Source organism: Archangium lipolyticum (assembly GCF_024623785.1).
Classification (GTDB): Bacteria; Myxococcota; Myxococcia; order Myxococcales; family Myxococcaceae; genus Archangium; species Archangium lipolyticum.
This window is the reverse complement of the sequence record NZ_JANKBZ010000014.1, coordinates 13,664-31,516: the sequence shown is the minus strand read 5'-3', so window position 1 is coordinate 31,516 and position 17,853 is coordinate 13,664. Positions and strand designations below refer to the sequence as shown.

At 68.3% G+C, this 17,853-nt stretch carries 20 protein-coding genes; 12 read left to right on the top strand and 8 right to left on the bottom strand.

All coding sequences use genetic code 11. The annotated features are described in order from the left end of the window. Positions 1-145 precede the first annotated feature (145 nt). Together NR810_RS27500 and corA are read right to left on the bottom strand one after the other, a co-directional pair. The gene (locus NR810_RS27500; protein ID WP_257457343.1) at positions 146-928 is read right to left on the bottom strand and encodes an alpha/beta fold hydrolase; all 783 of its coding nucleotides are present in this window, start codon (positions 926-928) and stop codon (positions 146-148) included. Positions 929-945: 17 nt separating this feature from the next. After that, the gene (gene corA / locus NR810_RS27495) at positions 946-1,890 is read right to left on the bottom strand and encodes a magnesium/cobalt transporter CorA (RefSeq protein WP_257456852.1); all 945 of its coding nucleotides are present in this window, start codon (positions 1,888-1,890) and stop codon (positions 946-948) included. Positions 1,891-2,015: 125 nt separating this feature from the next. Here corA and NR810_RS27490 point away from each other — a divergent pair, with 125 nt between their 5' ends. Further along, on the top strand, positions 2,016-3,182 hold the full coding sequence (locus tag NR810_RS27490; RefSeq protein WP_257456850.1) for a hypothetical protein: 1,167 nt from the start codon (positions 2,016-2,018) through the stop codon (positions 3,180-3,182). 1 nt (position 3,183) lies between these two features. Here the strand turns inward: NR810_RS27490 and dctA are convergent, their stop codons facing one another. After that, a complete protein-coding gene (gene dctA / locus NR810_RS27485; protein WP_257456849.1) occupies positions 3,184-4,509 on the bottom strand; it encodes a C4-dicarboxylate transporter DctA in 1,326 nt (441 codons plus the stop codon). A gap of 380 nt (positions 4,510-4,889) precedes the next feature. On the opposite strand from dctA, the gene NR810_RS27480 reads away from it, so the two are divergent. The 3 genes from NR810_RS27480 (at position 4,890) to NR810_RS27470 (ending at position 8,948) form a co-directional block, all read left to right on the top strand. Then, positions 4,890-6,797: a M4 family metallopeptidase gene (locus tag NR810_RS27480; RefSeq protein ID WP_257456836.1), complete on the top strand. Its 1,908-nt coding sequence runs from the start codon at positions 4,890-4,892 to the stop codon at positions 6,795-6,797. Positions 6,798-6,936: 139 nt separating this feature from the next. After that, entirely contained in the window at positions 6,937-7,755 is an 819-nt protein-coding gene (locus NR810_RS27475) for an HAD-IIB family hydrolase (protein ID WP_257456833.1), read from the top strand. Continuing rightward, positions 7,752-8,948 (top strand): class I SAM-dependent rRNA methyltransferase, encoded by a 1,197-nt coding sequence (locus tag NR810_RS27470; protein ID WP_257456832.1) that lies wholly within the window; start codon positions 7,752-7,754, stop codon positions 8,946-8,948. Before NR810_RS27475 ends, NR810_RS27470 begins: the two co-directional genes overlap by 4 nt. Positions 8,949-9,033: 85 nt before the next feature. Here the strand turns inward: NR810_RS27470 and NR810_RS27465 are convergent, their stop codons facing one another. Then, on the bottom strand, positions 9,034-9,834 hold the full coding sequence (locus NR810_RS27465) for a DUF4261 domain-containing protein (protein WP_257456829.1): 801 nt from the start codon (positions 9,832-9,834) through the stop codon (positions 9,034-9,036). Between the two features lie 111 nt (positions 9,835-9,945). On the opposite strand from NR810_RS27465, the gene NR810_RS27460 reads away from it, so the two are divergent. Further along, positions 9,946-10,323: a HEPN domain-containing protein gene (locus tag NR810_RS27460; RefSeq protein WP_257456827.1), complete on the top strand. Its 378-nt coding sequence runs from the start codon at positions 9,946-9,948 to the stop codon at positions 10,321-10,323. Continuing rightward, on the top strand, positions 10,317-10,637 hold the full coding sequence (locus NR810_RS27455) for a hypothetical protein (protein ID WP_257456825.1): 321 nt from the start codon (positions 10,317-10,319) through the stop codon (positions 10,635-10,637). Before NR810_RS27460 ends, NR810_RS27455 begins: the two co-directional genes overlap by 7 nt. A 15-nt stretch (positions 10,638-10,652) precedes the next feature. Here the strand turns inward: NR810_RS27455 and NR810_RS27450 are convergent, their stop codons facing one another. Beyond that, entirely contained in the window at positions 10,653-11,072 is a 420-nt protein-coding gene (locus tag NR810_RS27450; RefSeq protein WP_257456822.1) for a hypothetical protein, read from the bottom strand. Positions 11,073-11,234: 162 nt separating this feature from the next. Here NR810_RS27450 and NR810_RS27445 point away from each other — a divergent pair, with 162 nt between their 5' ends. From NR810_RS27445 to NR810_RS27420, 6 genes are all read left to right on the top strand, one after another. Continuing rightward, on the top strand, positions 11,235-11,612 hold the full coding sequence (locus NR810_RS27445; protein ID WP_257456820.1) for a hypothetical protein: 378 nt from the start codon (positions 11,235-11,237) through the stop codon (positions 11,610-11,612). Beyond that, positions 11,606-11,911, top strand: a complete 306-nt coding sequence (locus NR810_RS27440) for a hypothetical protein (RefSeq protein ID WP_257456819.1) — start codon at positions 11,606-11,608, stop codon at positions 11,909-11,911. The genes NR810_RS27445 and NR810_RS27440 overlap by 7 nt, the downstream gene beginning before the upstream one ends. Position 11,912: 1 nt before the next feature. Then, positions 11,913-12,431: a hypothetical protein gene (locus NR810_RS27435; RefSeq protein WP_257456817.1), complete on the top strand. Its 519-nt coding sequence runs from the start codon at positions 11,913-11,915 to the stop codon at positions 12,429-12,431. Between the two features lie 39 nt (positions 12,432-12,470). Further along, entirely contained in the window at positions 12,471-13,103 is a 633-nt protein-coding gene (locus tag NR810_RS27430; protein WP_257456815.1) for an alpha/beta hydrolase, read from the top strand. A gap of 140 nt (positions 13,104-13,243) precedes the next feature. Continuing rightward, positions 13,244-15,109 (top strand): S8 family peptidase, encoded by a 1,866-nt coding sequence (locus NR810_RS27425; RefSeq protein ID WP_257456812.1) that lies wholly within the window; start codon positions 13,244-13,246, stop codon positions 15,107-15,109. Further along, the gene (locus NR810_RS27420) at positions 15,106-15,321 is read left to right on the top strand and encodes a DUF5818 domain-containing protein (protein ID WP_257456811.1); all 216 of its coding nucleotides are present in this window, start codon (positions 15,106-15,108) and stop codon (positions 15,319-15,321) included. Before NR810_RS27425 ends, NR810_RS27420 begins: the two co-directional genes overlap by 4 nt. 1 nt (position 15,322) lies before the next feature. Here the strand turns inward: NR810_RS27420 and NR810_RS27415 are convergent, their stop codons facing one another. Genes NR810_RS27415 through NR810_RS27405 form a run of 3 tightly spaced genes read right to left on the bottom strand, consistent with a single transcriptional unit; the run spans position 15,323 to position 17,708 of the window. Then, positions 15,323-15,733: a DUF3037 domain-containing protein gene (locus tag NR810_RS27415; RefSeq protein WP_257456809.1), complete on the bottom strand. Its 411-nt coding sequence runs from the start codon at positions 15,731-15,733 to the stop codon at positions 15,323-15,325. Continuing rightward, the gene (locus NR810_RS27410; RefSeq protein ID WP_257456807.1) at positions 15,711-16,496 is read right to left on the bottom strand and encodes a HipA family kinase; all 786 of its coding nucleotides are present in this window, start codon (positions 16,494-16,496) and stop codon (positions 15,711-15,713) included. The genes NR810_RS27415 and NR810_RS27410 overlap by 23 nt, the downstream gene beginning before the upstream one ends. Before the next feature lie 51 nt (positions 16,497-16,547). Continuing rightward, positions 16,548-17,708 (bottom strand): CPBP family glutamic-type intramembrane protease, encoded by a 1,161-nt coding sequence (locus tag NR810_RS27405; RefSeq protein WP_407653841.1) that lies wholly within the window; start codon positions 17,706-17,708, stop codon positions 16,548-16,550. Between the last annotated feature and the right edge of the window lie 145 nt (positions 17,709-17,853).

Genomic DNA, 17,853 nt, shown 5'->3' with positions numbered 1-17,853 from the left:
TTGATGGTGTCGCCTGCACGATCGTGCGTACGCCCTTATAGATTCTTGGGTAGCCGGGGAGAACGGGTTGATGCCGAGGCGGATGCTCGGGCAGGCCTGGCGTCTGGTGCCGGAGCGAAGCTGAGACGCGGGAGGAGGGAACTCCTCACAGACCCGACAGGAAGCTGTCGAGCACCGCGTTGAATCGCTCCGGCTGCTCCTGGTTGGACAGGTGCGCCGCGTCTGGAATCACCTCCAGGCGCGCCCCGGTGATGAGGTCCGCCATCTGCTTCGCCTTCTCCAGCGGCGTCACCAGATCCTTCTCGCCCACCACCACCAGCGCGGGCCCCGCGTAGCGCGCGAGGATGTCCTTGCCGTCCGGCCTCAGTGCCATGCCCCGCTGCGCCGCCGCGATGCCCGCCGGTGCTGCCGTCCGCATCAGCGCCGCCACCTCGCGTCCCACCTCCGAGTCCGGCCCCGCCGCCACCAGCTTCGGCAGCAGCGCTCGCACCGACGCCTCGGGCCCCTCCCGCAGCGCCTCCTGCGCCGACGTCTCCCGCCGCGCCCGTCCCGCCTCGTCGTCCGCCGTGGCCTGCGTGTCCACCAACACCAGCCCTCGCACCCGGCCCGCGTCCTCGCGCAGCAGCGCCATGCTGGCGTACCCGCCCATGGACACCCCACCCACCACCGCCGACTCCACGTTCAGCGCGTCCAGCAGCGTCAGCCCGTCCCGGGCGATGCGCGACATCTCCGTGGGACCATCCCCCAGTCCGCTCCGCCCGAAGCCCCGGATGTCCGGAATGATGAAGCGGTAGCGCCCCGATAACGCCTTCACCTGCTTCTCGAAGGCATCTCCGTTCAGCGGAAATGCGTGGAACAGCAGCACCGGCAGCCCGCGGCCCTCGTCGCGGTAGTGCAGGGGAACTCCATCGACGGTGATGGTGAGCATGGGCTCCTCCAGGGACTTCAGATCCACTGCTTGCTCTTGAACCAGAACACCAGGCCCACCGGCAGTCCGACCACCGACACCATCATCAGCCAGAAGAACCCCCGGTGGCTCAGGAAGTCGAAGTTCTGCCCGAAGAAGCCCGTGATGAACGACAGTGGCAGGAAGATGGTCGAGAAGATGGTGAGCTGCTTGGTGATGTCGTTCGTCCGGTTGGCGAGCATCGACAGGTAGCCATCCATCACGTTGCCCAGCAGATCCCTCACCGCGTCGATCTGCTCGTGCAGCCGGATCAGGTGGTCATACACGTCGCGGAAGTACAGCGCGGTGCGCTCCCCCACGTTGGGAATGCCTCGCCGGGTCAGGAAGCCCAGCACGTCCCGCTGGGGCGACAGCACCCGCCTCACCGTCACCAGCGCCCGCTTCAGGTCGAACATGCGCTGCAGGTGCTCTGGCTGCGGGTTCTCGAAGACCGCCGACTCCAGGTCCTCCAGCTCATCATTGAACTTGTCGAGGATGGGGAAGTTCCCGTCCATCAGCGCGTCCGCCAGCAGGTACAGCAGGAAGTCCACCCCGCGCTCGAGCGTCGCCTGGGGCTCACGCTGGACGCGCTGCCGCGCCGCATCCAGCCCCTCGAAGCGCAGCTCGTGCACGCTGATGAGCCAGTCCGGCCCCAGGAAGAAGTGGTGCTCGTGCAGCGTCAGCTCGCACACGTCCTTCGTCTCCGAGGAGAAACCCTGGAGCACGATGAACTGGTGGTTCGGGTACTCCTCCAGCTTGGGCCGCTGATCCAGGTGCAGGCAGTCCTCGATCGCCAGCTTGTGCAGCCCGAAGCGATCTCCGAGCCGCTTCATCTCCTCCTCGGTCGGGTGGAGGACGTCGATCCACCGCGTGCCGGGCTGATCGAGCAATTCCTCACCGCCCGAGAAAATCTTGCCTTCACTCAGGAGCAGAACCTGGATCATTCGCGCGCGTCCTTAGATCGCTCCCACCGTGAAGTCGAGGGGCCCAGGCCAAGTGCCCGGATTCACACGCTCCGGGCTCGGAAGTCCGCGACGCGCCTCGACAGACCCGTTACAGTAGGCATGCCGTGGCCGCCGATACTCCTCCGCCCGTTCTCTCCCCGAAGCTCGAAGAGCTCCTTCAATCCCTGTCCGATCGAGCCTTCGCCGAGCGCCTGCGCAAGGTGTACACCGCGGCGGGTCAGGCCATCGCGCGTCTGAGCGATCTGGACCTGGTGAAATACGAGACCGCCGGTGTGGATGGCAGCCCGGACCTGTCTCTCTGGGAGGAGATGGCTCCCGTCATCCGCGACACGGTGGTGGACGTCAACGCGCTCCTCAACGTCATCCGCGAGCAGTTCCAGGCGGCGGGGGCTGGCGGGGCGCCGGGCCTCGCGGCGCCCCTGGCGGCCACCGTGGAGGCGCGGCGGGCCAAGGACGCCTCCGAGCTCCTCCAGGGCTGGATGCAGCAGCTCGCCCAGGGCATCACCCAGCTCGGCGAGACGATGCGCAACCCCTCGGTGGTGTCGGACCGGTGGACGCTGCTGGCGGAGATCCAACGTCTGCGCGCGCGCTTCCGCGAGCACATCGGCAACCTCGTCTTCGAGTCCGCCAGTGCCTTCGGCCCCATGACGCGCCAGCAGGTGGTGCCCGGCCACGAGGCCGAGGTGAAGGCGGCGGTGATGGTGCGCGCCATCGTGGCGGACCTGTCGCGCATCGTCGCGGCGCGGCTGAACAAGGTGCGCGAGGCCGAGCCCGAGGACGTGCAGTGGAACGCCCAGCAGTTGCAGACGGAGTTGGACGCGTTCGGCCGCACCGCCGCCTACCGTCACCTGCGCGCACAGGACAAGCGGCACATCATCGAGATGCGCGGCAACGTGGGCCGGCTGGCCATCCAGGACAACCCCCGCAAGCAGGAGGTGCTCTCGCTCGTGGAGGAGCTGGACACCTTCGTGCGCTCGCTCTCCAACGTGAACCAGCGCCAGGTGCTCATCGCCCATGACCGCGAGGTGTGGGCGGGCTGTGGGGTGCGCCTGGAGCGGGCGCTCGGGCTGCTGGGCTCGGAGCCGGCGGCGGCGGCGCGGGCCCTGGCCGAGGCAGCCGCCAGTGCCCAGTCCCTCTACGGGCGGGATCCCCGGCTCGATACCTTCCTGCGCAAGGTGCGCAAGGTGCAGCTCGCCCAGCTCTCCGGCGCCGAGCTGCGCTCCACCATCCTGGAGCTCCAGTCCCTGCTCTCCGGGCTGGACGTGATGTGAATCACCCCTGGGCGGCGTTGGACGCGCTCGCGGACCGGGCCTCCACGGCCTCCTCCACGGCCATCAGCGAGGGAGGTGGTGCCGCGAGCACCTCGCGGGCCCGTTGGATGTCCAGGCTGCCCTCCCACCTGGCCACCACGAGGGTCGCCACCGTGTTGCCCACGAGGTTGGTGAGGGCGCGCACCTCGGACATGAACCGGTCCACGCCCAGCAGCAGCACCATCCCCGCCACGGGCACGTGGCCGGTGGCGGAGAGCGTCGCCGCGAGCGTGATGAAGCCTCCGCCCGTGACGGCCGCCGCTCCCTTGGAGGTGAGCAGCAGCACCGCGAGCAGCGCCAGCTTCTCTCCCAGACTGAGCGGGGTTCCGGTGGCCTGGGCCACGAAGAGCGCGGCGAGCGTGAGGTAGATGGACGTGCCGTCCAGGTTGAACGAGTAGCCCATGGGCACCACGAACCCCACGATGCTCTTGGGGCACCCCAGCGCCTCGAGCTTCACCATCAAGGAGGGGAGGGCGGACTCGGAGGACGAGGTGCCCAGCACCAGCAACAGCTCGTCCCGCATGTAGCGCAACAGCCGCCACAGCCCCACGCCCGTCCAGCGCGCGATGGGGCCGAGCACGAGCAGCACGAAGAGGAGCGCGGTGGCGTAGAAGGCGCCGATCAGCCGGCCCAGGCCGAACAGCGCGCCCACCCCGTACTTGCCCACGGTGAAGCCGATGGCGCCCAGCGCTCCCAGGGGCGCCATCCGCATGATGAGGCCCACCATTCCGAAGAGCAGGTGGCCGATGCCGTCCAGCCCGTGGGTGATGCTCTCGCCCGCCTTGCCCATCTTCGAGAGCGCGATGCTGGTGAGCAGCGCGATGAGCAGCACCTGGAGGATGTCTCCCTTGACGAAGGGCTCCACCAGGGAGGAGGGGACGAGGTTGAACAGGAAGTCCACCGTGGACATCGACTTGCCGGCGGTCGCGTAGCCCTCGACGGCCCTGGCATCCAGGCGGGACACGTCCACGCCCAGTCCGGCTCCCGGCTGCAGCAGCTCGCCCACCACCAGGCCGATGGCGAGCGCCCCCGTGGTGACGACCTCGAAGTAGATGAAGGCCTTGAGCCCCACGCGCCCCACGCGCTTGAGGTCTCCCATCTTGGCGATGCCCGTCACCACCGTGGTGAACACCACCGGCGCCACCATCATCTTGATGAGCTTGATGAAGCCGTCGCCGAGCGGCTTGAGCGATTCGCCCGCGTGGGGCCAGAAGTGACCGAGCAGCGCTCCGGCCACCACCGCGATCAGCACCTGCACATAGAGGTTCTTGAGCCACCCGAGCCGCATGGGGCGCGACTCTAGAGCGATCGGCTGGCTCTCCCACCTGGTACGGCGAGGATGGGCCTACCGGAAAGTTGCATCTTGATTTGAAAGGTTTATACTCCAATATCCGGGATGGGTCAGGTCTGACCTCTTCACCGAGAGAGTGTCCGAAAAGCAGACAGTTTCGCGATGCTTGTGGAAATGCCTGGAATCAAACGGTTTTCCTCCGCGTATGTAAACAGCATTTACACCGCGTGCCCGAAAGGGCGTGACATCCTCACTCCACGCGGTTGATGAGAAGAATCGCGAAGGCAGGGATTCCAATGCTTTATGAGTTGGCCCGATCCCTGCTTATGCCTCCTGCGTCCAACGGCACCTCGTCGTTGGCCAGGAGGAATCCCCCCTTGCTTCGCACTCGTTTCCTTGCTGCTGCGCTGCTCGCCCTTCCCCTCGCGGCTTGCGGTGTCGACAACTCGCAGCTGCCCGATGGCGCCCAGAAGTTCGACGAGGCCGACTCCCTCGGTGACGTGCAGGCCGCCCTGGCCGCGCTGCCCTCCGCCCAGGTCGCTGGCGCGGATGAGAGCAACTTCCCCTACATGATCACCGGCAAGCTGGGCACCGCCAGCAGCGCCGTCCAGGGCCTGGCGGCTCGTGACGCGCACAGCCGCGTGGGCAACTCGCTGCCCGGCATCGCCGCCGTGTTCCGCCTCGATGCCAACGACCTCGTGGCCAGGCGCTCGCGCGTGGACGAGCAGGGCGTCACCCACCTGCGCTACGGCCAGACGAAGAACGGCCTGCCGGTGGTGGGCGAGGAGCTCCTCATCCACGTGGCCTCGGACGGGACCATCATCGGCGCCAACGGTACGGCGCGCGATGGTGAGATCGTCTCCTCCAAGGCGAGCATCGCCCCGGAGGCCGCCCAGTTCGCCGCCGCGAACAGCACCGACGGCAGCCGCCTGACCACCGAGGGCGCCAACCTGGTGTACGTGCGCGCCGACGGCAAGCTGAGGCTGGCCTACGAGGTGGCGCTGAAGGGCGAGGGCCGCGACCTGCCCATCGACGAGCTGGTGTACGTGGACGCGCACAAGGGCACCATCCTGCTGCGCAACTCGAAGGTCCACACCGCGATCAACCGCGCGGTGTACAGCGCCAACAACGGCAGCAGCCTGCCGGGCACGCTCAAGCGCTCCGAGGGCGGCGCGGCCACGAATGATGCCCACGTCGACGGCAACTACGACAAGCTGGGTGGCACGTACAACTGCTACAAGACCAACTTCAACCGCGACTCGTTCGACAACGCGGGCGCGCAGCTGCGCAGCACGGTCCACTACAGCAGCCGGTACGTCAACGCCTTCTGGAACGGCAGCCAGATGGTGTACGGCGATGGCGATGGCGTGAACTCGGGCATGCTGGGTCTGTCCGCGGACGTGACCACGCACGAGCTCACCCACGCGGTGACGGAGCGCGAGTCCAACCTCACCTACTCGGGTGAGTCCGGCGGCCTCAACGAGGCGATGAGCGACATCTTCGGCGCCTACTGCGAGAGCTGGGCCTCGGGCACCTGGGCCACCACCAACGCGGTGTTCATGGTGGGCGACGACATCTGGACGCCGGCCACCGCGGGTGACGCGCTCCGCTACATGTACGATCCGGCCAAGGACGGCGTCTCGCTCGACTACTGGACGAGCAGCTCCGGCAGCGTGGACGTGCACTACAGCTCGGGTATCGCCAACCTGGCCTTCACGCTGCTCTCCAAGGGCGGCACGCACCCGCGCGGCAAGTCGACCACGCAGGTGACGGGTATCGGCGTGCAGAAGGCCGGCGCCATCTTCTACAAGGCCAACGTGGACTACATGACGGCCTCCACCACCTTCGCCCAGGCGAAGACCTACACCGAGCAGGCCGCGACGGCGCTCGGCTACACGGCGGCGGAAGTGGCGTCCGTGACGGCGGCCTGGACGGCCGTGGGCGTGGGTGCTCCCGTGACGCCTCCTCCGGCCACCGCGCTGACCAACGGCGTGGCGAAGACGGGTCTGTCCGGCGCCTCGGGCTCGCAGACCTACTACTACCTGGACGTTCCGGCCGGCAAGGCGTCGACCTTCGCCCTCAGCGGCGGCTCGGGTGACGCGGACCTGTACGTGAAGGCTGGCTCCGCGCCGACCACGTCCTCGTACGATTGCCGTCCGTACCTGTCCGGCAACAACGAGACGTGCAACATCGCGGCGAAGACCGCGGCCACCCGCATCTACGTGCTGCTGCGCGGGTACAGCTCGTACTCGAGCACCTCGCTCAAGGGTTCCTACACCCCGTGATGCGCTGAAGCAGAACTGAGCTGAACGGCCCCTGGGAGGCACTGCCTCCCGGGGGCTTCGTCTTGCGGGCCCAGGAGCCCGGTGACGTGCACGCGGGCCTTCCCGCGAGGCCGGGAACGGTGTAGGTGCCCCAGTCCTCATGGCCGCCCCCCGCCCCCTGCGCGACGCGGACCTCTCCCGGGTGGAAGGGGTCTTCACCGACGTCGACGGTACCCTGACCACCTCGCACCGGCTGCGCTCCTCCACCGTGCGGGCGCTCGAGCGCCTGGCGGACGCTGGCCTCAAGCTGGTGCTGGTGACCGGACGCCCGGCGGGCTGGGGCGAGGCCTGGGCGCGCACGCTGCCGGTGGATGGGGTGGTGGTGGAGAACGGTGGCCTGCTCTTCCTGCGCGGGCCCGGGGGGAAGCTGCGCAAGGTGTATGCCGAATCCCCGCGCGTCCGGGAGTCGAACCGCAAGCGGCTGGTGGCGGAGGTGGCGGACGTGCTGCGGCGGGTGCCTGGGGCGCGTCTGTCCATGGACAGCGCCTACACGGAGGTGGACCTGGCCGTGGACTACAACGAGGAGGCGCGGCTGGGCGAGCAGGGGGCCGATCGGATCGAAGCGCTGCTGCGGGCGCGAGGGGTGACGGCGGTGCGCTCGTCGGTGCACATCAACTGCTGGCTGGGCCGCTTCGACAAGCGCTCCGCGGTGCGCCGCTTCCTGAAGCTGGCCTGGGGCCTGCGGCTGACGCCGGGGGATGAGCGCTTCGTGTATGCCGGGGATAGTTTCAACGATGCCCCGATGTTTGGAGAGTTCGCTCTGAGTGTCGGGGTGGCCAACGTGCGGCGGGTGCTGGACCGCATCGAGACGCCGCCGGCCTTCATCACCCGGGCGGAGGAGGGGCGGGGCTTCGAGGAGCTCGCGCGCGCCCTCCTCGCCCAGAGGGGCCGCGGGGCCCGTCGAGGAGTCGGAGAATGAACGTCGTGAAGCTGGAGCTGGCCCCGGGGCTGGGCCGTCACCTGCGCGCGGGACACCCGTGGGTCTTCCGCAAGGCGCTGGACAAGGTGCCGAAGATTCCACCGGGCAGCGTGGTGGACCTGGCGGAGAACGGGAAGTTCGTGGCGCGGGGGTATTTCGATCCGCACTCGGCCATCGCGGTGCGGGTGCTGACGCGCAATCCGCGGCAGAACATCGACGCGGCCTTCTTCGCGCAGCGGGTGAAGCAGGCGCTGGCCGAGCGGCGCTCGTTGATCGACCTGCACGACACGGACAGCTTCCGGCTGATTCACGGAGAGGGAGACGGGCTGCCGGGCGTGGTGGTGGACCTGTATGGCCAGTACGCGGTGCTGAAGCTGTACTCGGCGGGGCTCACACCCTACCGGGGGCTCATCGTCGAGGCGCTGAAGGCGGCGGTGCCGGAGTTGAAGGGCATCATCGGCCGGGACGAGGTGGGCCGGGACGACGCGGAGGAGGACGAGGGCCGGGGCGCGGGGCGGATGCTGTGGGGCGAGAAGGCGCCGGAGCTGCTGAGCATCCGTGAGCGCGGCGCGACGTTCCTGGTGGACGCGTGGCGCGGGCAGAAGACGGGCTTCTTCCTGGACCAGCGGGAGAACCGGTACCTCATCCGGAGGCTGGCGAAGGACCGGGAGGTGCTGAACTGCTTCTGCTTCAGCGGAGGGTTCTCGGTGAACGCGGCGCTGGGTGGGGCGAAGAGCGTGTTCTCGGTGGACCTGGATCCGGATGCGATCGCCCTGGCGCGGGAGAACTTCACGCGCAACGGGTTGCCGGCGGAGAAGCACGACTTCCTGGCGGCGGACGTGTTCAAGCTGCTGGCGTCGTTCCGGGAGGAGGGGAGGATGTTCGATCTGATCATCCTGGACCCGCCAGCGTTCGCGAAGAGCCAGCGGGCGGTGCAGGCGGCGATCGACGGATACGCCTCGCTGAACCGTCAGGCGCTGGGGCTGTTGAAGCCCGGAGGGCTGCTGGCGACGGCCTCATGCTCGGCGCGAGTGGGGCCGGACGACTTCATGGGAGCGGTGAAGGAGGCGGCCTTCAAGGCGGGAGTGGATCTGGCGATGGTGGAGGAGCGCTACCAGCCGCCGGACCACCCGATTCGTCTACAGTTCCCCGAGGGCCGTTACCTGAAGTTCTACGTGATGGTGTCGGTGTAGCAACCCACTTCCCCTCTCCCCTTCGGGAGAGGGACGGGGTGAGGGTACCGCGTGCCTCATGTCGCGAGCGTGAGAGCCGGAGTCCTCACATCTCGATCCGGTACACCTGGCGAGCCGGGTCGAGGATGGAGGGCAGGTGTCGGACGCGGAAGCGCTCCTGGGCGGACAGGCCGATGGTGTGACCGTCCTCGAGCACGGGGCCATGGTCGAGCAGGTAGTGGGCGAAGTTGAAGGCCCGGTCGACGAGGGTTGCGGGCTTCGAGCGGGACGCCACCAGCTCCAACTCCATGAAGTCGAAAGACCTCATGCCGGAGGTACAGAGCGAGAAGGTGCCATCCGGGTTGCGCACGAGGTGGAAGGCGAGCCACAGGTAGAGGGGGAGCCGCTCGCGAGAGGTCCGCTTCGCCTCCTCGACGAAGTCGTCCGGTGCGTTCACCACCGGGCCCTCACCCCAGTACACGCCGGAGGAATCGGTCGTGGCGGCCACCGTGGCCACCACGCGCGTGAGCAACAGCGTCGCCTCGATGCGGTCCATCCCAGGGGCCAGCACGGTGACGATGACGTGCCCCAGATGGGCCTTCAGACGCTCAGCCGCCTCGGGCCAGTGCCAGGCGGCGCGCGCGGGGCCCTCCAGGTCTCCCCAGGGGATGGGGGTTCGCATCAGCGTGAGGGTGACGAGCGCTCCGCCCAACTCGAAGCTCAGCGTGTCCCCCTCCTGGCGGACATCCTTCGCGCCCTGCGTTTCCTTCCAGTGGTCCTCGAGGAAGGCCAGCAGGGCTCCCTCGGGGAGCGGCCTCGCGCGCTCGAGCGCGACCATTGCCAGACACAGGTTGCGCCGTGGTGGCGGTACGTCCTGCTTCACCGACTTCTTCCGGAAGAAACCCATTCGTTCTCCTCGTCCTGGGCAGGAGCGCAGTATGACCGCTCAGGTGAGGCGGAGCGAGCCCATGTCAGAGGTGGGTGATAGAAGGGGTGGGCGGCGAGGAGGGGAAGGGCGATGGAGCGGAAGGCGTGGGAGAACCTGGCGGCGGCACGTGTGCTTCTGGATGTCGAGGACCCGTGCCCCAACGTGGCGGCTTCGCGGGCGTACTACGCGGCCTACCATGCGTGCTGGCATGCGATGAACGAAGTAGGTATACCTACTCCAGAAGTCAGGCTGGGAGTATATTACTTCTTACATGAGCCTCTGCCTCGAGACGCACTCGATGTTGGAGTGCTCGACAGGCAGGCGAGCAAGGATCTGGGCTGGTTGGCCGAGCTGCGAGTGGCAGCGGACTACGTTTTGGATGACCTGACGGTCGAACTGGTGAAAGAGGCACTGGAGGTAGCCACGGGCTTCGTCCGACGCCTCTTGGGGGAGGAACCCACATGGTGAACGAGCGGGAGGAGATTCGTCGGAAGGTGATGGAAGCCGTGGGGGGCAGGCCCGTGAGGTGGACGGATCACCGGACCACCAAAGGGGACTTCCCAGGGCGGGATTGGGCCTTGGAGGTCTTCGACGTGCCCTCCTCCGAGCAACGTGAGCTTCACGGGCAGCTGTTCGATGGAATCATGAGTCAGCTCTGGAAGGAGAAGCGCCTGGCGCTCTTCATTCTCTTCCACACGCCGGAGAACACGGATCGCTACTACGCCTGGGTCCGCGAGGAGCACGCGGCGGAGCAGGCGGGAGCGACTCGCGCCGCTCCCTGACGTCCCGCGTGTGGCTCAGCGCTTGAACACGCGCGAGGCCACGCGGTCCAGCACCTCGTCACCCCACACGAGGCTGGCCTGGGTGAGGCGCTGCATGTCCTCCTTGAAGGCCGCGTCCGAGGGGGGCGTGGAGTAGATGCGGCTCAGGAAGAGGCTCTTGTTCTCGGTCTCGTAGTCCACCGCGCCACCGCCGGTGTCGGTGCCGGCCTTCTCCTCTTCCCGGAAGCCGTCGAGCACGCCGGGCTTGGGCGGATCGCGGAACTTGTAGACGAGGGCGCTCGCCTCCAATGCCTGTTTGTCCGAGTGGTACTCGAAGTAGAGCTGGGCAGCTCCGAGCATCGCGCCGCCGAACCCCTGCGGGTTGAGGCCTTCGCTCGGCTGTCCGAGGGACTTCATGAACGCCTGAACCAGGCGCTGCGCTTCGTCGCGGGTCATGGGTCCTCCGCCTCCAGGAGGCGTCGTTCGTCCGAGGGAGACGTTAGCAGCAGCCCGCCCGGAGTCGCGAGGAATGCGGTGGATGACCGCGGGAGTGGGGGTGGCCGGCCCCATGTCAGAGGTGGGCGGTATGACGGAAAGGAGGCGGGGAGGGGAAGGGCGATGGATAGGAAGGCGTGGGAGAACCTGGCGGCGGCACGTGTGCTTCTGGACGAAGAGGATCCGTGCCCCAACGCGGCGGCTTCGCGGGCGTACTACGCGGCCTACCATGCGTGCTGGCACGCGATGAACGAAGTGGGTATTCCTACTCCAGAGGTCAGACCCGGTGTATGTTACTTCCTACATGATGCTCTGCCCTACGAGGCATTCAGGGCCGGGGTGCTCGACGCTCAGGCGAGCGAAGGGCTTTACGATCTGGTTCGGTTGCGAGTGGCCGCGGACTATCTCGAGGAAGAGCTGACGGTCGAGCTGGCAATGAGGGCGCTGGAGACGGCTACGGCCATCGTCCGGTGGGTGCTTGGAGAGGAACCGATATGGTGAACGAGCGGGAGGAGATCCGTCGTCAGGTGCGGGAGGTCGTCGGAAATCGGCCCATCCGGTGGACGGATCATCGGACCACGAAAGGCGACTTCCCGGGCCGGGACTGGGCCCTGGAGGTCTTCGATGTACCCGACGCCGAGCAGAGGGAGCTCATCCATCGACTCTGGGGCATGCTGACGCGGCTCTGGGAGGAGAAGCATCTGGCGCTTCTCGTGCTCTTCCACACCCCCGAGAACACCGATCGGTATTACGCCTGGGTCCGCGAGGAGCACGCGGCGGAAACGGCGGGAGCGACCTGACATGCGATATCTGGGAATCGTGGTGGTGCTCACCGTGCTCGCTGGCTGTGGAGGGGGTGAGGAGATCCGGCGCTACCGTGTGTCGGTGAATCCCGCGCCCCTGTCGGCGCTCGCGGCCTCCTGCTTCCGGGGTGGCACGCCTCCGTCCTCGCGCGTGGAGGATCGCAACCTCTACCAGGGGCTCGTGTGGACCGTCTGGCAGGCCGGAGAGAAGGACAGCGCCTTCCTGGAGCTGGAATCGCCCGAAGGTGGCTGGCGGCTGGGGGATGCTCCTCCGGTGATGCTCTCGGGGAACATCATCGGTGACGGGGACGCCTTCTCGGCCGAGCGGGTGCAGGTGTCGAGCGAGGGCCAGGTGGAGGAGTCCACGGCCCTGCGCATCGTCTTCGAGGACCGGGACACCATCTCCAAGGGAGTGGTGGAGCTGAAATCCAGCTGCGCCTCGTGCGCGGGTGGAAGCGCCCTGTCCTGTGAGGCCCGGCTGTCGTTCACTGCCCGGGAGGAAATGCTCCAGGAGTGAAGCGCGCGGACAGGCTCCGCGTTAATCTCCAGGCCCTCTATGGTCCTCAAAGGACAGTTCCTCGAGCGCTCCACGCTCATCCCCGTGGGCCGCGAGGTGATGGAAGGTGTGGCGCACCGGGGCGACGAGCGTCCCCCGCTGCTCGTCCTCCCACCCCGGCCCGAGGAAGGGGGTGGGATGGATCATGTCATCGGGGCCGAGCTGGCCTTCGCCGCGGCCTCGGCTGGTCACCCCACGCTGCGCTTCAACTACCGCGGTGTCGGTGGCAGTCAGGGGGAGCGGGGCTCGGGTGATGCGCTGCTCCAGGACGCCGAGGCCGCGCTGGACGTGGTGCTGGAGAACGCCCAGGCTCCCACGGCGGCGGTGGCCGCGCTCCACGGGAGTGCCCGCGTCGTCCTCGAACTCCGGGCGCGACGCCCCCAGATCGCTGGCCTGTGTCTGGTGAGCCCCAGGGGAGTGAGCGCCCGGGAGCTGGCCGGGCTCGGGCGGGAGCTGCTGGTGGTGGTGGGCGAGCTGGACTCCACCCTGTCCCGGGCCGAGCTGGCCGAGGCGGTGGACGCGGCGGGGGGCGTTCTGCAGGTGGTGGAGGGGGCCGGTGCCAATTTCCATCACGCCCTACCCTTGGTGGGAAAAGCCGTGCGCACCTGGCTGAAGATGCTGTCGGGCAAGTGACCGATGTGTTGTAACCCGTTGAATTGACGAAGGATCCTCATCCTGTAGGGAACTTGTCCCCCAGGAGGGGTATCGACCAGACTCGATTCAGACCCAATCGTTCCGCCGTTCGTTCGTATGGGTCGTCATAAGGAGCGCCCATGCCCATGAAGCGATTGACCCTGGCACTGGCGGTGCTGGCCCTGACGGCGGCGGCCTGCTCGTCCCGCTCGGACGGGGAGGGGAAGGCGTCGGCCGCGGAGCGTCCGGCCGTGGACACCGCGCGCAGAGAGCTGTCCCAGGAGGTGCCCGGCGGCATCGTCGTGGACTTCAAGGACGGCACCAGCAAGGCCGAGTTCGATGCCTGGGAGCCGGATTGGGGGGTGGATCTCGAGTTCAACTCCGTGGAGGGCTCGCGCACGGGTGTGACGATCGCCCGGGAGGTGGGCGACGTGGACGCGGTGCTCGCGCGCATTCGCCAGAATCCGGCCGTCGAGTCCGCCGAGCCTCTGCGGGTGTACGCGGTGCCCCCGAGAGAGGCGCTCGTGTCCGAGGAGCCGGCCGCGCGCGAGGAGGCCGACGAGGACGGCTACACGCCGAACGATCCGGACTACCCCAAGCAGTGGAACCTCCGGATGATCCACATGCCGAAGGCGTGGAAGGAGAGCCACGGCAAGGGCGCGGTGGTGGCGGTGCTGGACACGGGCATCGCCTACGAGGACCACGACGACTTCAAGCAGGTGCCGGACCTGAAGGGGACGAAGTTCAAGAAGGGGTACGACTTCGTCAACGACGACGAGCACGCCAATGACGACCACGGGCACGGCACGCACGTGGCGGGCACCATCGCGCAGGCGACCAACAACGGCCAGGGCGTGGCCGGCGTGGCCTTCGAGGCGACGCTGATGCCGGTGAAGGTGCTGAACCACTTCGGCGCGGGCACGTCGGCGGACATCGCCGAGGCCATCCGCTTCGCGGCGGACAACGGCGCCAACGTCATCAACATGTCGCTGGGTGGTGGGGGCTACTCGCAGGTGATGGCGGACGCGGTGGCGTACGCGCGGAAGAAGGGCGTCACGGTGGTGGCGGCGGCGGGCAACGCGGGGCGCTCGCGGGTGGAGTTCCCGGCGGCGTACCCGGGCGCGGTGGCGGTGGCGGCGGTGGGGCCGAGCGGCACGCGCGCCCCGTACTCATCCTATGGCAAGGAGCTGGACATCGCGGCCCCGGGCGGCGACAAGCGCCAGGGCGACGCGGGCGGCATCCTGCAGAACACCATCGATCCGAGGGATGTCTCGCGCTCCGTCTATGCCGCCTACCAGGGCACGAGCATGGCGACGCCGCACGTGGCCGCCGTGGCGGCGCTGCTGTACGCCGAGGGCGCCAGCGGGCCGGATGAGGTGGAGAAGGCCCTCTACGCCGGGGCGAAGCGGGTGGGGGGTCAGGCCTGGACGGAGGAGTACGGGCACGGGCTGCTGGACGCCGAGGCCTCGCTGAACGCGCTCGGGGGCGGGGTGTCCCGCTGGCCGTCCATGTGGTGGGCGCTGGCCCTGCTGGCGCTGGTGCTGCTGACGATGCGCGGACGCGAGCGTCCGGGCTACTTCAACATCCTCTTCCGGCCGAGCTTCCTCATCCCGTTGGTGCTGGCCACGGTGGGCGTGTTCTTCGCGCGCTCGTGGTTCGGCGGGGCCTCGGGCGTGGCGGGGGACGTGGTGGACGCCGCCTACCTGCCCATCCCCGACTGGCAGCGCATCATCTTCGGCCGGGGCAAGCTGGCCAACCCGCTCTTCTACAGCTCGCTCATCCCCCTGCTGCTGTCCTTCCTGGCCATCAAGCTCCAGGGGCTCCGGCCGGCCATCGGTGGACTGTCGCTCGGCTTCGCGGGCTTCCTCTCCTACGCCGCCTGGTCCAAGGCCCCCGCGCTCGCGTGGATGCCCTTCACCTTCCTGGCGGTGCCCTGGCTCGTGGTCAACGTGTTCATCTGCCTGATCATCGCGCGGGCCATGCTCCGCAAGGAGTCGGCGGTATGAAGCTGACCGGACGCGTGGTGTTCCGCGACATCGAGACGGGGGTCTGGGTGCTCGAGGGGGATGATGGGCGCACGTACCAGCTCGCCGGTGGCGATCGGAAGATCAAGAAGGACGGTCAACGCGTGGAGGTCGAGGGCGACGTGGCCCGCGACGTGTTGACCGCCGCCATGGTGGGCCCCGTCTTCAACGTGGCCTCCTACCGCTTCATCTGAATCAACGGTGCGGCTCTCCTCCCGAGGGGGGCCGCACCATCCGCTGCATCAGGTGCTCGAGGGCCTTCGCCGGCTCCTGGCACAGGCCCGAGTGCACGGGGCCCGTCTGGAGCATCGTGCTGCGCGGCGCCACCAGCCAGTGGAAGCGCTCCTTCTGCGGCAGCTGTCCGATGGGCCCCGCCGCCTTTCCTCCCGCGCACAGGCGGGGGATGGCCTCCAGGTGCCCGCGGATGAGCTCCACGTCGATGTCCGGCGCGAGCGCCAGCAGGCGCCGCTCGTCCAGCTCCACCCTCGCATCCAGGAACCGCCGGGTGAGGCAGTAGAGGATGACGCCCGCGTTGATGAACTCCTCGCGCTCCACGCGCGGCACGACGCGGACGATGGCGTAGTCAAACGAGCTGTGCGCGGGCACGCTCCGCCTCCTCGATGAACGCTGGCGCCGCCTCCAGGCGCTTCAGCAGGTACGTGGCATAGGCCTCCCGGTGCTCCTCCACCGTGGCGAAGCGCGGCTCCACCGCCGGGCCCAGCCACACGTCCGGGACGCACGAGACGACGTGCCGGATGACCTCCGCCGTCACCCGCTGACGCAGCGTGGCCAGCGCCTCGGACAGCGCCGAGGCCCACGGCAGCAGCACGTGATCGCGGATGGGCGCGAAGCGGCTCTGGCTGCGCTCCAGGTAGTCGTCCCACGCGTGGTGGAAGTACAGGGACGCGCCGTGGTCGATGAGCCACAGGTTCTTGTGCCAGCTCAGGAGGTTCGGGTTCTTCGGCGTCCGGTCCACGTTCGTCACGTAGGCGTCGAAGCAGACGATCGCCGAGGCCTCCGCGGCCCCCGGCGCGGGGCGTACCGTTGGATCGAACGTGATGGAGCCCGGCAGGTAGTCCATGCCCAGGTTGAGCCCCGGGCTCGCCTTGATGAGGTCGCGGATCTCCTCGTCGGGCTCGGCGCGGCCCAGCGCGGGATCCAACTCCACCAGCACGAGCTCCGGCATCCTCAGGCCCATCGCCCGCGCCAGCTCGCCCGAGAGGATCTCCGCCACGAGCGCCTTGATGCCCTGGCCCGCCCCCCGGAACTTCAAGACGTACAGGCCCGAGTCCTCCGCCTCGATGATGGCGGGCACCGAGCCGCCCTCGCGCAGGGGCGTGACGTAGCGTGTCGCGGTGATCGTTCTCACGTCTCGACCCTCACCCCAGCCCTCTCCCAGGGGGAGAGGGAGCATTCACGTTCAGCGAACATCGGTCCTCTTCAGTCTGGACTGCCTCGCCCGCTCCTGGGCGTATTCCTCGAGGGGGATTTCTCCCCGGCGTGCGCGCACCCGGAGCTCGTACAGGGCATCGCGCTCGGCGTGCAACGCATCCGGCGCGTCCTCGGGGACGGGTTGCAGGGGATGGCGCTGGTCGATCTGACTCAGCTGGATGCCTCGGGTGTCCAGCGCCACGTAGACGCCCAGGGACAGCGCCGCGGCGAACATCCAGGGAATGGCCAGGTGGATGACCTTGAAGAGTGGCTCCAGCCGGACGGGAGCCTCCCGGGCCTCCACGAGCTCCGTCGGCCGGGGCGGACCCAACAGGCCCGGGAAGCGGCGCGCGGCGGACATCAGCCCCCAAATAGCTCCGCTGCCCAGGAGCGCGAACATCAGGATGAACTGCACCTCCTGGCCGGTCGTCGGCTCCTGGGGAGACTCGATGTGCTTCGCGATGAAGAACAGCACCGTGGACACGATGTTGTTGGCCGCATGCGCGAGGATGCCGGGCCACAGTGAGCCGGTACGCAGCAGCAGCCAGCCGAACAGCACTCCCAGCTCCACGCGGGCGAGGAAGCCCACCGGATCCAGGTGGAACGCGCTGAAGACGACGGCCGAGAGGACGAGGGCTCGCAGGGGAGGTCCCCCGGGTGCCTTCAGCCCCTGGAAGAAGATGCCCCGGAAGAAGAACTCCTCGCACACCGGGGCCCCGAGGCTCACGCTCGCCACGATGAGGGCAAGCTCCACCGGCGACTGGCCCCGGAAGATGTCCGCCACGTCGTAGATCTCCCGCCACTCCTTGGGCATCAGCGCCTGGGAGAGGAACTGGACGGGGGCGACGATGGCGAAGAAGTTGACCGCGCCCAGGAGGAACCCGAAGGCCATCGGACCCAGGCCCGGGAAGGTCAGCCCGGTGTAGCGCACCGGCTCCCTCCCGGTGGCACGCAGCACGAGCCAGCCCAGGCCGAGGAAGACGAAGATCTGCGTGAACCAGATGCCGAAGGCCGCGTTGAGCAGCTGAACGAACACTCCCGTCACCAGGAAGGCCACGAACACGAGCATCGCGGCGACCACCGCCACGGCGCGTGGCTCGAGCAGGGTCGGCGGGTGTGTAGGCGGCAAGCTGGGGGTGACGTCTTCCAACGGCGTTCTCCGGCGGCGAGGGCGGCGCTCGGAACACGAGGCGCCAGGGTGCGGCACTTCTATAATGCCCGGCTGACGGCGTGCGTCCCGGTTATGAACGCAGGCGAGGACGTACGGGGTGGTGTGGGCCTGACCGGCCGTGATG